Origin of the sequence: Pseudomonas zanjanensis, from assembly GCF_014268745.2 — a bacterium.
Taxonomy (GTDB): Bacteria; Pseudomonadota; Gammaproteobacteria; order Pseudomonadales; family Pseudomonadaceae; genus Aquipseudomonas; species Aquipseudomonas zanjanensis.
In genome coordinates, this window is record NZ_JABWRB020000001.1 from 2140354 (window position 1) to 2155824 (window position 15471).

A 15471-nucleotide genomic window follows, 5' to 3' on the forward strand; every position below is an offset into this window, starting at 1 on the left:
TCGCCACGGGATCCAGACCGTCTTAAGTGAACAGCGTTGCCTGTGGGAGCGGGCTTGCTCGCGAAAGCGGTGGGTCAGTCTACATTGACGCCAAATGCACCGACGCCTTCGCGAGCAAGCCCGCTCCCACAGGGGAATTTGTGTGTTTCCGGGGTGACCGACCACCAGCGCGGCAACAGTTGCTGCACCCTGGCCTCGCCAAACCGATCGTCGATCAGCATCACTACCCCGCGATCCTGCTGGGTACGGATGACCCGGCCGGCCGCCTGTACGACTTTTTGCAATCCCGGATACAGGTAGGTGTAATCGTAGCCGTCGCCAAAAATCGCCGCCATGCGCTGTTTCATCTGCTCATTGACCGGGTTGAACTGCGCCAGCCCCAAGGTGGCAATGAAGGCGCCGATCAGGCGTGAGCCCGGCAAGTCGATGCCCTCCCCGAACGCCCCGCCCAGCACCGCAAAACCAATGCCCTGGCTGTGCTCCATGAAACGCTCGAGAAACGCCTGCCGAGGGGCTTCGCCCATGCCCCGCGATTGCGTCCAGAGGTCAATCCGTGGGTATCGCTCGGCAAACAGCCCGGCCACTTGCTGCAAGTAATCGAAGCTGCTGAAAAAAGCCAGGTAGTTGCCCGGGCGCTCGCTGAACTGGCGGGCCATCAACGTGACGATCGGCTCCAGGGACGCCTGGCGATGGACAAAACGGGTGGAAATACGGCTGACAACCTGTACGTCCAACTGCTCGGCCTTGAACGGCGACTCCACGTCGATCCACACCGTGTCGCCCGGCGTCCCCAGCAAATCCGCGTAGTAATGCCGAGGGCTCAGGGTCGCCGAGAACAGCACGGTGCTACGGGCCGCCGTCAGCCTGGGCCGCAGGAACGCCGCCGGCACCACATTGCGCAGGCACAGCGTCGAAAGGCTGCGCTGGCGGCCGAGCTCACGCTTGTGGATGTCGAACAGGAAGCGCTCGTCGAAGGTTTCTGCCACCCGGCCGAACTGCAAGGCGTCGAAGTAAAACGCCTGCAGTGCGCTGTCCAGGCCCTGGGGATGATCGTTGAGGTAATCGCCAATGGCGGTGGTACAGGTGGCCAAGGCCTGGAGCAGTTTTTCCGGAAGTTTTTCATAGGCCTGGTAGGCCGCCACCTGGGGCGCATGCAAAGCGTTCCACTGGCGATTGACCCGTTCCAGGGATTTCTTCAGCGCTTCGGGGGCAGTCTTGCGCACACCGCTCAGCGTGGCTTGGTCGAGGGTCGCGCTATACATCTGCCGTCCGCGCTCCACCAGGTTATGGGCCTCGTCCACCAGGGTCGCGACGGTCCAGTTATTGGCCTGGGCCAGGCCAAAGAGCAAGGCACTGAAGTCGAAGTAATAGTTGTAGTCGGCGACCACCACGTCGGTCCAACGGGCCATTTCCTGGCTGAGGTAATACGGGCATACCTCGTGGGCCAGGGCAATTTCGCGCAACGCCGCCTGATCGAGCATGGCGACCCGACTCGCCGCTGCCCGGGCGCCCGGCAGGCGGTCATAAAACCCACGGGCCAGCGGGCAGGATTCGCCATGGCAGGCTTTGTCCGGGTGCTCGCAGGCCTTGTCCCGGGCGATCATTTCCAGTACCCGCAACGGCATCGACGGCGCGCTGTCGATGATCACGCGCGCCGCGTCCAGGGCCAGCTTGCGTCCCGGGGTTTTCGCCGTGAGGAAGTAGACCTTGTCCAATTGCTGCGGCGCCAGGGCCTTGAGCATCGGGAACAAGGTGCCAACGGTCTTGCCGATGCCGGTGGGCGCCTGGGCCATCAGGCAGCGGCCGGTGCTGACCGCCTTGAATACCGATTCGGCCAAGTGCCGTTGCCCCGGCCTGAAACCCGCATGGGGAAATACCAGCGCCTGGGCGCCGAGGTTACGCGCCTGTCGATGGGCCATTTCCTGCTCGGCCCAGGCCAGGAACGCCGCGCATTGTTCCTCGAAAAAGGCTTGCAACTGCGGTGCCTCGAAGCGTTGCGCGAAGCGGGTTTCCTTTTCGCTGACGATGTCGAAATACACCAGGGCCACGTCGATGCGCGGCAACTGCAGCTTCTGGCACATCAGCCAGCCATAGATTTTTGCCTGGGCCCAATGCAACTGGCGGTGGTTGGCCGGCTGTTTGCTCAGGTCGCCCCGGTAGGTCTTCACTTCTTCAAGGCACTGGTGGGCCGGGTCATAGCCGTCGGCCCGGCCTTTGACTTTCAGTGTCTGGTAATGACCTTCGAGGGCCACTTCAGCCTGATACCCCTCGCTGCGCCGCGAAGCGACGGTGCGGTGGCCGGCAATGCCTTCCAGGGCCGTGGGCGACGGCGTGAAGCGAAGGTCCAGGTCGCCCACCTTGGCGGTGAACTCACACAGTGCTCGCACGGCGATGCTGTAGCTCTGCGCCGGAGTCATGGGGCCCCATCGCGAGCAGGCTCGCTCCCACAGGGGATCGGTGGTGCATCCCCCTGCTCATTCCCACAAGGTTCACCCCCTGTGGGGGCGAGCTCGCTCGCGATGGCGGACTCCGCCCATTGCACATAACAGACAGCGACGGGCATCTGGTGCTCATGACAGAACTCCAGCCAGCGCAGTTGGTTGTCTTGCAGGCGATCGCCGGGGCCTTTGACTTCGATCATGCGGTAGGTCTTGAGCTGCGGCCAGAACTGAATCAGGTCCGGCATACCGGCGCGGTTGGCCTTGATGTCCAGCAGCAGGCGCTGGAACCAGTGCTTGAGATGTTCGGCCGGCAGGCAATCGAGGGCCTGTTCCAGCAACGGTTCGGACAACGCGCCCCAGAACACGAACGGCGATTGCACGCCCCACTTTTCGGCGTAACGGCGGCCGATGGTCTGTCGATAGCGACCGTCGTCCAACTCCGCCAGGCAGACCGCGAACAACTCGGCGCGACGGGCATGGAAGTCCTCGTTGAGCAGATCGACCGGCCCGCGCTGGAACGGATGGAAAAACGCGCCCGGCACCGGCGCGAAGATCGCCGGCCAGCACAACAGGCCGAACAGCGAATTGATCAGGCTGTTCTCGACGTAATGCACCGGCGCGGTTTCGTCATGCAGATGGGCCTGGACGTGGTATTCCACCGACAAGCCTGGGTCGACGCGAGGCAGATGCAGGTCCAGGCGCTCCACTTCCCGGGCGATTGTCCGTGGCACTGGCGGGCCGCCCAGCTTGCGCCGCAGGCGAGGCACGATCCGCAGCAACGCCTGGGTTTCAGCAGCGCTTTGCGGTGCCTGCGCCGCCGCCTCACCCAGTTCAAGGGCCAAGGCATATTCGCCCATGCGCTCCAGCACCCGGACCATCCGCAGCCGCGCGCCTGGGTAAGTGCAATCGCGATAGATGCACAAGGCCAAGGCGAAATCGCCGATGCGCTCGCCATACTGGCCGATCTGGAACAACAACTTGCCCCGGCGCCGTTCCAGCCACGGATTATCCAGGGACAGTTCGTAGACCTGGGCGACGATCTCTTCCACGGGTTCGCCGGCTTCGAAGCGCAGTTGGCAGTCGTGCAGGAACAGGCAGGCATCGACGTCTTCGCGGCTGCGCAAGCCCCGTGACTCGGTGCTGAATTCGACGGTTTCGTAGGTGAAGATGCCCAGGTCCGCGAGGACGAATTCCGACCAGTCCTGGTAAAGATTGCCAAAGAACATCAAGCGCAGCCTGTCGCACAGGTCCATGATCGTCAGGCTGTACAGCCGATCATCGAGCTGCGGACACCAGGCACGGAACGGCTGAGGTGGGCTGGAGTGATCCTCCAGGGCCTGGAGCCATTCGGTCTTTTTGGCCTTGGGGTGCTCGATCACGTGGCCCAGGCATTGGAGGATTTCCGCCTTGAGCAACACCTCGAACAGTTCGACGAGCCCGACCGGGGCCTGTTCCTCGACCCAACCCAGCGCCAGCAATGGCTCGACGGCGACGCCAATGTCGCCGACTTCCGGGTAGTTGAGCTTGTTATGACGGAACCGCAGCCCTTTGCGCATCACCATCCGCACCAGCAAGCCTTGGGAGGCACGGGGTAACGCCGCGAAATCGTCGATGAAGCGCTGCTCTGCGCTGCTGAGCACATCGGCATAACGCTGGGTCAACCACGCCAGCACTTGCTGGAAGTTGTTCAGGTAGTAAAACGGATCGTCGAGAGAACGGGCTGCCACGGAAAGAAACGCCAAGGATGTCGAGGTACTGGTTATGCATACAGATAGCAGCTGTAAACCAGCCAGGCAACCGCAAAAGATGAACGGTCTCCTATATTTAAGGTGAAATCCTTCAGCTAGCGATGAACTTTCCTACGGTAAGCGAGACCAATGGCGGTTGACTAAGATGATGGCGCGGTCGAATCAGCTGCTCCGTGTCCTTTGGATTTGAGAGGTTATGGTTATGAACATGAAGTTTGTGGGCCTGCCCCTGGTTGCCGTGGCATTTATGGCGCTGGCTGGCTGCGCGTCGCCCACGGTGGTGACTTTGCAGAACGGCACCCAATATTTGACCAAGGACACCCCCAACACCCGCACCGTCGATGGTTTCTATGAGTTCGAGGATATTTCCGGCAGACAAGTCCGGGTCCGCGCCGATGATGTGGCCACCATTCGCAAGGAAGACTGATTCCAGTGATTCGCCTGGTAGGCCGCCATCGCGAGCAGGCTCGCTCCCACAGGTCTGGTGGTGACCACAAATGCTGCATACACCCATAATCCACTGTGGGAGCGGGCTTGCTCGCGAAGGGGCCTGTACATCCAACATCAATGCAGCTGACCCACCGCTTTCGCGAGCAAGCCCGCTCCCACAAGACGAGCCGCTGGTGAACACAAATCCTGCATACACCCCGAATCCCCACTGTGGGAGCGAGCCTGTTCGCGAAGGGGCCTGTACATCCAACATCAATGCAAGCTGACCCACCGCTTTCGCGAGCAAGCCCGCTCCCACAAGACGAGCCGCTGGTGAACACAAATCCTGCATACACCCCGAATCCCCACTGTGGGAGCGAGCCTGCTCGCGAAGGGGCCTGTACATCCAACATCAATGCAAGCTGACCCACCGCTTTCGCGAGCAAGCCCGCTCCCACAAGACGAGCCGCTGGTGAACACAAATCCTGCATACCCCCCGCCCCCCTGTGGGAGCGAGCCTGCTCGCGAAGGGGCCTGTACATCCGACATCACCGTCAACTGACACACCGCTTTCGCGAGCAAGCCCGCTCCCACAAGACGAGCCGCTGGTGAACACAAATCCTGCATACCCCCCGAATCCCCACTGTGGGAGCGAGCCTGCTCGCGATAGCGGTATCAAGCGAACACGATCCCGTCGCCACCAACCTGACCGAGACCAACCCCCACCAGGGTCACGGAACTGTCACCAATCTTGAGCAGCGTGTCATTGCCCACCTGTGACAGGTACTCGCTGTCGTCATGACCTGTCCCGGCGCCCGGTACACCGAGGAACACCAGTTTGTCCCCCGCCTCATACCCCGTGATCCGGTCCTGACCGAACGAGCCGTTGAACAGGAAGGTGTCACCGCCACCGCCCGCTTGCATCAGGTCATTGCCCGCACCGCCGACGAAGGTGTCGTGACCCGCGCCGCCTACCAGCACGTCGTTGCCGTCCAGGCCAAACAGCCAGTCCCCCTTCGCACCCGCCACCAGGGTGTCGTTGGCCGCGCTGCCCTTGACCGATGACGCATACGCCGTCAGGTTGGCGCCGGCCACCAAGCCGTTGGCGGTGACGCCGTGGCTCACCTCATCCTTGAGCAGCCCCCAGAACAATCCGGACTCTTTACTGACCAAGGTGCCGATGTCGCGGGTGACGCTGATCCCGCCATGGGCATCGCGCATGTACAGCGTCCCGGCGCCGTCATGGGCGAAACTGAAATCCTTCACCGACTGCTGCAACTGCAGACTGTTGCTGCCCTGCCCGCCCTCGATCACGTTGTAGCCACCGCCATCGCGAAAGGTGTCGTTGCCGGCGCGACCTTCCAGGTAGTCGTTGCCCTGGCCGCCCTGGATCAGGTCGTTGTTATCGCTGCCGATGATGAACGTGCTGCCGGTGTGGATTTCAGCGTTGCGGTTGAGGTCCTGCACCCAGGTGTTGGCGCGCGCAGGGTCCGACAGGTTGGCGACAATGAGGGTGGAGTCTTTTTCGGTGAGGTCGTAGAACGCCGAGTTCATGATCCGGCCCAGGCCATCGCTGTAGCCGCTGGGCAGGTGGGAAACCCAGGTGGGGATGTTGAGGATGGAAAACGGCAACACGTTCCAGGCCGCCGAAGCGTAGTGGTCATTGAAACTGACGATGTTGTTGGTGGCGGATTCCTGTTGCCCATCGTGCACACCCACCGAGGCGAGGTTGAACGTCGAGCCGTCCAGGGCGCGGAACACCGGATCGTTCTCGTAGCCGATGTTCAAGACCTTGTCGGTACTGCTCTGGGTCGGCGAGGCGTAGGCGATGTAATTGGCATCGGCATAGAAGCCTGACCATTGCTGGGTGCTCAAGTCCGCCAGGCTGTTGACCGCCAGCCCACCCAGGCTGTGGCCGCTGACCAGCACGTCCGCGCCCGTGAGCCCATGGGCCTGGGCAAACTTCGCGACGTCCTCCAGCAGGCTGCCAAAGGCTTCGCCGGCGTAGTTTTTCGCATAATCCTTGGGGCCCAGCGCGGCCATCAGGTCGTTGATCACGTCGCCAATGGAATCGCCAATCAGGTTTTCCCGAGGGCCACTGGTGCCGCGAAACGACACGCCGATTTCCTGCAACTGCCCCGTTGCGTCGTACTTGCCAAGGATCTCGACCTGCGCGGTGGTGTAGCCGGCCTTTTCGCCAAAGAACGTCCCGCGAGCATCCACCTTGCCGGCGTAGCCCAGTTGCTCGGCGCTGATGGGTGTCCAACCGGCTTTCTGAACGGCTTCCAGGGCGAGTTTTTCCGAATCGGGATTCCACGGCACGCCGGGAATCACCCCTTGGGAATCAGCGCCCCCCAATAGCGCGGTGACCAGGGTCGCCGGCAGGCCTGCACCGAAGCCGTTGTGCTGGTACCCGGCGGCAAAGCCGTGGTCGAGGTTGTGGTAGGAATACAGCATGATCGCCATTGCGTCGCTGACCAGTGCCTTGGATTCGGTAGTGCCGAAGTTCTTGTAGTCGTAGATACCCATGGTGGTTGCTCTCTTTTTGTTGTTGGAATGCTAAAACCATCTGATGGAGGATCATTGTGGCGAGGGAGCTTGCTCCCGCTGGGCTGCGCAGCAGCCCCAACACGGTTGTCGCGGTGTGCCAGGTTGATCCGGTCAGCCTGTTTGGGGGTGCTTCGCACCCCAGAGGGAGCAAGCTCCCTCGCCACAGAGGGACCTGTTCAGCCCCTCCTTCTGCAGAAGTGCCTGTTCAACGCCTTCTCTTGGTCAGAACTGCCAATCCAGGGTCAAGCCCACGCCGTGGGTTTTATCCCGGGCGCCGAGCAGGCCGTTGTAGTCCAGGTTGACCCGCACATCCTTGGCGACGGCGAGCCCGGCACGGGCGCCGATCACGGCGGCGTTGCGGTCCATCGACACGCTCTGCACCGCGAAGGTGTTGCTGCTGCCGGCGAAGGCCAAATCCTGTTCGGACGAGGTGCTGCTCAGGTTGTGCTGCCAGCCGAGGGAGCCGGCCAGCTGCAGTTGCTGTTGATCCGACAGCGCCAGGGTGTGGCTGGCCCGTATGCCCAGAGTCGAAAGCACTGCATCGCGCCGGTCGTCATCACCGTGCAGGGCCGCGTTGTCGCCTTTCTCATGGAAGCTGTCGCTGTCCAGATGCACATAGGCCAGGTTGGCGAACGGTTCCAGGGCCACCGGTTGCACATCGAGGCGGTACGCCGCTTCAGTGAAGAGTTGGGTGGTCCGCGCATCACGCTTGGCTTTCTCCCGGCCACTGACGTCGCCCCATTGCAGGTCGCGCTTGACGTCGATGCGGTGCCAGCTGTGGGCGCCGCCGACGGTCAGGCGCAGCGCGTCGATCTCATGCCCCAGATAGACACCCAGGTGATAGCTGTCAGCCTTGGCCGAGGAATGGGTAGCGTCGCCCATGCCCAGCGAAGTGTCGCTGTAGCCGGTGACGAAACCCAGTCGCGTCTGCTCACTGATCAGGCCATCGACACCGACCAGCAAGCCGCCGATGGAGCTGGTCGTGCCGGCGCTATCATGCCCTCCCTCGTTCTTGCCCCAAGCGCCCAGCACCTTGAACCAGGCATTGCTGCTGGCATCGGTCGGTGTACCGGCCTCGTAGAGTGCGTCCTGGCGCAGACGATCGCCCACGGCGTCACGCAAATGGCGACTGTCGTTGATCAATTGCGTGCCGATGGCCGGGTGGATTTCGCCGGACAACTGCTGGAACGCCTGTTGTGCCACGGCGGCGCTGGGTGCCAGCAACAACGCCTCGTACAGCCCGTTGCCCGCGCCCAATTGCTCGGCGGCAGTGGCCACGGAGCGCTGATTGGGCGTCAGGCCAAGGCTGGCAAATGACGCGTCGTTACGCTGGACGGCCAATTGAATGCCGCTGGCACTGTACGCCAGGTCGCCCCCCAGGAAGGCGTAGTTGGGCAACACTTCGGCAAAACGCCCATCAATGCCACCGGCAGCCTGCAGGATGTTGAACTGTCTACCCAGCAGACTTTTCACTTCGCCGGCCGTGAGCAGCGTCGGGCTGTTTTCCAGGGACAGCGACACCGTCGCCCCGTCAATGGACGCCTTGCCGCCAGCCACGATCAGGTCGCTGGAACTGGGCGAGACTTCCACCGCATAGTTCGAACCGGGTTGGAACGTCACGTCGCCAGCCACCTGCAAGGTGCCGATGGAGTTGCCCGGCGCCACGCTGCCGCCGCGGTTGGCGGTCAGGCTGGCGATCCGGCCGTTGCCGCCCAGGACGCCGCCGTCGTTGACCGTCACGGCCGATGCCAGCGAACCATTGATCGCCAGTCGTCCTTGATTGACCAGGGTCGGCCCGCTGTAGGTGTTTTCGCCGGTGAGCACCAGGGTGCCGATGCCTTCCTTGGTCAACCCGCCGTGGCCGGCGATGTCGTTGCGCCAAACGTCCAGGCCACATTGGATGCCGCTGCACACCCGCTCCGTGGGTTTTCCGGCATCGATGATCGCGCCGATGCCCGGCAGGTCCGCCACGAACTGACCTGAACCGTAGGCGCCGTCGATGCGAAACTCCTCGGGAATGTCCTGTTCGGTCACCAGCATCGATGGGCCGTCGATGGCCTTGCCCAGGTTGATCATGCCCCAGCCATACAACGAATCGACGCCCGGCGCGCCCATGTCGGTGGCGGTGGCGCGCAGCACGCTGGCGACCTGGGCACCGGTCATGTAGGGGAAACGCTCCATCAACACCGCCACGCTGCCGGCGACATGGGGCGCGGCCATGGAGGTGCCGCTCTTGTTGGCGTAGCCCACGGTCAGGTCGTCGGCACCGGTGCCGCCGATCACCGCGCTGTAGACCCGGGTGCCCGGTGCCGACACGCAGAAACTGGCGGTGTAGCCGCAGCGCGACGAGAAGGTACTGATGGTGTACGGATCGGGGCTGGCGGTGTCCGGGTTGACTTGCAGCGCCGCCACGGTGAGCCAGTTTGGCGCGATGTCCGGGACGAAATACGCCAGGCCTGCGATGGCATCGGGGTTATTGAGGTTGTAGTCGTTGCCGGCGGCGAAAATCGTCACGATCCCGCTGCGAGCCGCAGCGATGGCCCCTTCGTAGGCACCGCCGGGCTTGGCGCCTAGCAACGGCTGGATCTGATCGAATTGCAGTTGCGCATCCTGCACGGTGAAGTGCGGGAACGCCGGATCGCGGCCGCCCTGGTCGAAGCGGTCGGTGATACCGATACCCCAGCTGTTGTTGATGATCCGTGCGCCGCTGGCGATCAACGCGTCCCAGCCCGCCTTGTACACCGCGCCATCGTTGCCCCGGATGATGCCATCCTCGGGGCCCGGGTCGCCGTTGTCGGCGCTGATGATCTGCGCATCGAACGCCACGCCGTGCATCGGGCTGCCATCGCGACTGCCGGCCGCGATCCCACCGACGTGGGTGCCATGGGAGCCCAGCTTGCCGTCCGAGCCGACGGTCGGCGAGCCGTCGTAGCGAAACGGATCGCCGGCTTTCACCGGGATGTAGGGGTCGGTGTATTCGCGGATGCCGCTGGTGACCAAGGTCACGACCTTGTCAGTGCCGGAGAACTCGGGGTGCGCCGCATAGACCGGCTGGTCGAAGATCCCCAGCTTGACGCCCTTGCCGGTGTACCCGGCGGCGTAGGCCTGCTGCGCGTTGATCGCACCCAAGCCCCATTCGGCGTTGAATTCGCTGCTGCGCCAACTGTCCGGCTCACCCGCCCTGCCGCCCTCGACATAAGGCGCCGCCTGGGCCGTGCCCAAGGTCGCCAGTGCGCAGAGCATGGCGCGGTTGAGGGTCTTGAGCAGAAACACGCGACCTGTCGGTCTGGGTTGTTTTTTGTTTTCGATTTTCATCACGAACCATCCTTAGTTGTTGCAAAAACCCTGTGGTGTTCCTGGCTTTGTGGCTTGCCATGGCTTCTGTGGCTTACCCAGCCTGTGTGGCTTAACCAGCTTCTGTGGCTTGCCCAGCTTTTGTGGCGAGGGAGCTTGCTCCCGCTGGGCTGCGCAGCAGCCCCAAAATGCCTGCGAGCGCTTCGCACTCGAGCGGGAGCAAGCTCCCTCGCCACAACGGCATACTCGCTGTCATCGAGCGTCCACGCGGGACACAAACGCCTCATCCACCTTCGCCAAATCCTGCGCACCAAGGGTGCCGACGCTTTTGTGGCTTGCCCAGCTTCTGTGGCGAGGGAGCTTGCTCCCGCTGGGCTGCGCAGCAGCCCCAAAATGCCTGCGAGCGCTTCGCACTCGAGCGGGAGCAAGCTCCCTCGCCACAAAGGCATCCTCGCTGTCATCGAGCGTCCACGCGGGACACAAACGCCTCGTCCACCTTCGCCAAATCCTGCGCACCGAGGGTGCCAGCGTAGTAATGCAGCTTGGTCCAGGCCATGAGGTAGTCGTAGCGGGCCTGGGCCAGGTCGCGGCGGGTGGTGTAGAGCTGCTGCTCGGCGTTGAGCGCGTCGAGGTTGACCCGCTCGCCGCCAAGAATGCTTTGCCGGGTCGAGACCACCAGCGCTTCGGCGGAGCTCAGGGCTTTCTGGTAGGCCCGCAGTTTGTTCACCCCCGACACGCAGGCGCTGAACTGCCGGCGCAGCTCGATCAGCGTTTCGCGGGTCTTGGCCTCCAGCTCATATTCGGCTTGTTCCATGTTGCGGCTGGCCTGGCGGGTCGACGCCGAGACCCCGCCGCCGGCATACAGCGGCACGCTGACTTCCAGGCCGATGGTGTTAGTGTCGTAGCGCTGGTTGTAGGTGTTGCCGCTTTCCGATTCGTTCTGGCGCATCGTCGCGTAGGCATTGACCTTGGGCAGGTGCCCGGCACGGTTGCGTTCCACCTCGAAGCGCGCCACGTCCACCGCCTGGCGCTGGGACGCCAGGCTGGGGTTATTGCTCACCGCCAGCTCATGCCAGGTGTCGAAACTGGCCGGTTGCAAGGCAAAGACCTGGAAGGTGTCGTGCAAGGGCGCCAGGTCGCCGATGTCCAGGGCCGGGACGCCAATCAACGAGCCGAGCTCACGCAAGGCGGCATCCTGCTCGTCCCGGGCCTCGATTTCCTCGGCGATTGCCAGTTCATAGCGCGCCTGCGCCTCGAGGATGTCGGTGCGGGTGCCTTCACCCTGGCGAAACAGCTGTTCGTTCTGCTGGAACTGTTGCTCGAACGCCTTTTTCTTGGCCTGGGCGATGTCGATCTGGTCCTGGGCGAATAAGGCCTGGGTGTACTGGCTCAGTACCCGCACCAACAGCGCCTGGCTCTTTTCCCGAAAGCTTTCGTCGGCGAACAGCGCCTGGGCCACGCCCTTTCGGTAAGCCGCGTACGCCTCATAGTCCAGCAAGGGTTGCTGCAGCGTCAGGCTGGAGCCGTAGCTGCTGTAGTTGCGATCGTCGTGTTGACTGGCACCACGGTCATTGAGGTACGTGACCTTGGATTGGTTGCGACCCATGTTGTAGCTGTAACCCAAATGCGGCAACAGCCCGGCACGGCCAATAGCGCGGTTCTCCAGGCCCGCATCGCGCTCCTTGATCGCGCCCAGGTAGACCGGGTCATTGCGCAAGGCCTGCTCGTAGAACTCGAACGGCCCCATGGCCCAGGCGTTGTTGCCCACGGAAAAGGCCAGCAAGGCCACCCAATAAAAACGCTTCATACCGCCAGACATCCTTATTCTTCGGTCAACGCAGAGCCGGCTCGGTCGAGCAGCGGTTTGAACAGGTAGTTGAGCAACGAGCGCTCGCCGGTGCGCACGAACATCTCAGCCGGCATGCCGGGCTTGATCACCAGGCCGTTGAGCTTGTCCATGGCCACGTCGCTGACGCTGCTGCGCAGCACGTAATACGGCGCGCCGGTTTTTTCATCGAGCATCTGGTCTGCGGAAATCAGGCTGACTTCCCCCGGCACTCGTGGCGTGCGGTTCTGGTTGAAGGCGGTAAACAGGATGTCCACCGGTAAATGCGGGCCGACCTTGTCGATCAGGTGCACCGGCAGGTGCCCTTCCACCTCCAGCCGCGTGCCCTGGGGCACGATTTCCAACAAAGTGTCGCCCTGGCGCACCACCGCGCCCTCGGTATGCACCCCCAGGTTCACGGCGATGCCGTCGGCGGTGGCGAGGATTTCGCTGTGTTGCAACTCGAACCCGGCGGATTTCAGCTGCTGTTGCAGGGTTTCGCTCTTGAGTTGGGCGTCGGCCAACTGGCTGCGCACTTCTTTCTGGTATTCCTCGTTGTGCTGCTGCAGCTTCAGCCGCGACTCGACGATCCCCTGCTCCACCCGCCCGCTTTCGCCGCTGTTCTGTGCCAGTTCCTGCTGCACTTGCGACAACTGGCGCTGATAGTCCAGCAGGCGGTTGCGCGGAATGTAGCCGTTGTCGGCCAAGGGTTGCAGGTTGCCCAGTTGCAGGCGCAGGGATTCGGCTTGGGCCGTCAAGTCGCTGCGGGCCCGGCGCATGCCCGCCAGTTGCGCCGTGGCGCCCTCGATGCTGGCGCGCAACGCCGCCTGTTCCCGGGCGAACGCTTCACGGCGACTGCTGAACAGTTGGCGCTGGCCTTCGAGCACCAAGGCCAGGCGTGGATCGGGATCGCGGCTCAGTTCGGTCGGGAAACTCACCTGCAACAGGTTGTCCCGCTCACTTTGCCAGCGCGCCAGGCTGGCCCAGGTCATCCGGTACTGCGCCTGCAGCGATTGCACGTCGGCGGCGGCCTGGGTCTGGTCCAGGCGGAACAGCGGCTGGCCCTGCTTCACCGCTTCGCCTTCGCGCACCAGGATCCGGTTGACCACTCCGCTGCTCATCGATTGCACGGCCTTGCGCTTGCCTGAAACCACCACGGTGCCTTGTACGGGAATCCCTTGGTCCAACGGCGCCAGGCTGGCCCAGGTGAAAAAACTGCCCGCACCCACGAGCGCCAGTGTCCAGCCCATGCGGGTGAAGAAACGGGCGTCGCGCTCCGGGCGCCCAAGGTCCTGAGAATGCTCGAGGTTCATGTCGCGGTCCTGGCTCATACGCCACCCGGCTTGCTGGTGGATGGGTACTGGCGACTCATGCTCAGTCCATTCGGGGCACTCTGGGTGCTGTTGGGCGGTGATTGGCGCGGTGAATCCGCCTGGCCGGACAACGCCCGCAGCACTTGCTGGCTCGGACCGAAGGCTTGTAGCCGGCCGTCATCGAGCACCAGTAGCTTGTCGGCCTGGGCCAGTGCCGAGGAGCGATGGGTGACCAGCACGACGCTGGTGCCTTGGGCCTTCATCTGCGCAATGGCATTGGCGAGCGCCGCTTCACCCACCGTGTCAAGGTTGGAGTTGGGTTCGTCGAGCACCACCAGGCTCGGCCGGTCGTACATCGCCCGCGCCAGGGCGACCCGTTGCTTCTGCCCGCCGGACAAACCCCCGCCATCCTCCCCCAGCACCGTGTCGTAGCCCTGGGGCAGGCGCAGGATCAGTTCATGAACCCCGGCCTGTTGCGCGGCAGCGACGACTTTCTGCGGATCGGCTTGGCGAAACCGGGCGATGTTCTCGGCGATGCTGCCGCTGAACAGCTCGATGTCCTGGGGCAGATAGCCGATGTGCGGGCCGAGTTGCTCGCGATTCCAGCGATGGATGTCAGCCCCGTCGAGGCGCACCGTCCCGGCGAGGGTTGGCCACACGCCGACCAGGACCCGGGCCAGGGTCGACTTGCCGGAACCGGACGCCCCCAGCACGCCGAGCACCTCCCCGGCGGCCAGGCTGAAACTGACCTGCTGCAACGTCGCGTTGCGTTGCCCCGGCGGCCCTGCGCTCACTTGCTCGAAGCTCACCTGGCCCTTGGGCGCTGGCAGCGTCATGCCGTCATCCTGGGGCGCAAACGCCTGCAACAGCGCATCGAGACGGCGATAAGCCAGCTTGGCGCCGCTCCACTGCTTCCACACGGCAATCAACTGGTCGATGGGGCCCAGCACCCGTCCCATCAGGATTGAGCCGGCAATCATCATCCCGGCGGTCATGTCACCCTTGATCACCAGCAGCGCGCCCAGGCCCAGCACCAAGGATTGCAGGCACAGGCGCAGGGTCTTGCTCAGCGAACTGATCACCGCGCCGGTGTCGCTGGCCTGGTTTTGCAGGCCGAGAAAGCGCGAATGCACGGCGAACCAGCGGCTGCGCAGCGCCCCGAGCATGCCCATGGCCTGGATCGTCTCGGCGTTATGCAAGTGGCTGGTGGCCAATTGGCTGGACTGTTGCGAGTAGACGCTGGCCTGCCCCAAGGCTTTTTTGGTCATGGCCTCGTTCAGGCACGCCAAGCCGATCAGCAGCAGCGTACCGACGGAAGCGAACACGCCGAGCCACACGTTGAACAGATAGATGACCAGCAAGTAAATGGGAAACCACGGCGCGTCGAAGAAGGCAAACAACGCCGGCCCGGTAAGAAATTGACGAATATGCGTAAGGTCGCCCAGGGATTGCCCGGCGTTACCTTCACCCTGGCGCAGATTGCGCTCGAACGCGGCCCGGTACACCTGGAGGTTGAAGCGCCGTTCCAACTGGCTGCCGATGCGGATGACCACGAAGCTACGGACCATTTCCAGCAGCCCGATGAACACGAAGAAACCCACCACCATCAGCGACAGCATCACCAGGGTGGTTTCGTTCTGGGATGACAGCCCGCGGTCATACACTTGCAGCATATAAATCGAAGGCGCGAGCATCAGGACGTTAATCAGCGCGGTAAAACAACCGACACTGATCAGAATGTTTTTATAGTCGCCCAGCGCTTTAAACAGCGGCACTGCGGCAGCGCTCCTTGCCCTATTCATGATCTTCCTTGCTGTTGGCTTTGCCGGTGAACCGGCCGTTAGTTCAACTTACCAATCTTTAAATGTTCG

Annotated in this window: 8 protein-coding genes; 1 reads left to right on the forward strand and 7 read right to left on the reverse strand. The window is 63.2% G+C overall.

What is annotated here, in order from left to right; genetic code table 11:
* Positions 1 to 74: 74 nt before the first annotated feature.
* Positions 75 to 2417, reverse strand: coding sequence for an ATP-dependent DNA helicase (locus HU715_RS08955; RefSeq protein WP_186706774.1), 2343 nt, complete (start codon positions 2415 to 2417; stop codon positions 75 to 77).
* Positions 2414 to 4168 carry a VRR-NUC domain-containing protein gene (locus HU715_RS08960; protein ID WP_186706772.1) on the reverse strand — a complete coding sequence of 585 codons (1755 nt, stop codon included), beginning with the start codon at positions 4166 to 4168 and terminating at the stop codon, positions 2414 to 2416. Before HU715_RS08960 ends, HU715_RS08955 begins: the two co-directional genes overlap by 4 nt.
* A gap of 223 nt (positions 4169 to 4391) precedes the next feature.
* On the opposite strand from HU715_RS08960, the gene HU715_RS08965 reads away from it, so the two are divergent.
* Positions 4392 to 4616 carry a YgdI/YgdR family lipoprotein gene (locus tag HU715_RS08965; protein ID WP_186706770.1) on the forward strand — a complete coding sequence of 75 codons (225 nt, stop codon included), beginning with the start codon at positions 4392 to 4394 and terminating at the stop codon, positions 4614 to 4616.
* A 677-nt stretch (positions 4617 to 5293) separates the two neighbouring features.
* On the opposite strand, the gene HU715_RS08970 is transcribed toward HU715_RS08965, so the two are convergent.
* The 5 genes from HU715_RS08970 to HU715_RS08990 all read right to left on the reverse strand — a co-directional run bounded on the left by HU715_RS08970 (position 5294) and on the right by HU715_RS08990 (position 15402).
* Entirely contained in the window at positions 5294 to 7147 is a 1854-nt protein-coding gene (locus HU715_RS08970) for a polyurethane esterase (protein WP_186706768.1), read from the reverse strand.
* A 243-nt stretch (positions 7148 to 7390) separates the two neighbouring features.
* Positions 7391 to 10411, reverse strand: a complete 3021-nt coding sequence (locus tag HU715_RS08975) for an autotransporter serine protease (protein WP_225917624.1) — start codon at positions 10409 to 10411, stop codon at positions 7391 to 7393.
* A 508-nt stretch (positions 10412 to 10919) separates the two neighbouring features.
* Positions 10920 to 12269 (reverse strand): TolC family outer membrane protein, encoded by a 1350-nt coding sequence (locus HU715_RS08980; RefSeq protein ID WP_186706766.1) that lies wholly within the window; start codon positions 12267 to 12269, stop codon positions 10920 to 10922.
* A 14-nt stretch (positions 12270 to 12283) separates the two neighbouring features.
* A complete protein-coding gene (locus HU715_RS08985; RefSeq protein WP_186706764.1) occupies positions 12284 to 13618 on the reverse strand; it encodes an HlyD family type I secretion periplasmic adaptor subunit in 1335 nt (444 codons plus the stop codon).
* A complete protein-coding gene (locus tag HU715_RS08990) occupies positions 13615 to 15402 on the reverse strand; it encodes a type I secretion system permease/ATPase (protein ID WP_186706763.1) in 1788 nt (595 codons plus the stop codon). The genes HU715_RS08985 and HU715_RS08990 overlap by 4 nt, the downstream gene beginning before the upstream one ends.
* Between the last annotated feature and the right edge of the window lie 69 nt (positions 15403 to 15471).

What these genes read in the sequence shown, in the direction of transcription:
- HU715_RS08955 (WP_186706774.1), bottom strand. Translation starts at nt 2,417, where the DNA reads ATGACTCCGGCGCAGAGCTACAGCATCGCCGTGCGAGCACTGTGTGAG.
- HU715_RS08965 (WP_186706770.1), top strand. Translation starts at nt 4,392, where the DNA reads ATGAACATGAAGTTTGTGGGCCTGCCCCTGGTTGCCGTGGCATTTATG.
- HU715_RS08970 (WP_186706768.1), bottom strand. Translation starts at nt 7,147, where the DNA reads ATGGGTATCTACGACTACAAGAACTTCGGCACTACCGAATCCAAGGCA.
- HU715_RS08975 (WP_225917624.1), bottom strand. Translation starts at nt 10,411, where the DNA reads ATGCTCTGCGCACTGGCGACCTTGGGCACGGCCCAGGCGGCGCCTTAT.
- HU715_RS08980 (WP_186706766.1), bottom strand. Translation starts at nt 12,269, where the DNA reads ATGAAGCGTTTTTATTGGGTGGCCTTGCTGGCCTTTTCCGTGGGCAAC.
- HU715_RS08985 (WP_186706764.1), bottom strand. Translation starts at nt 13,618, where the DNA reads ATGAGCCAGGACCGCGACATGAACCTCGAGCATTCTCAGGACCTTGGG.
- HU715_RS08990 (WP_186706763.1), bottom strand. Translation starts at nt 15,402, where the DNA reads ATGAATAGGGCAAGGAGCGCTGCCGCAGTGCCGCTGTTTAAAGCGCTG.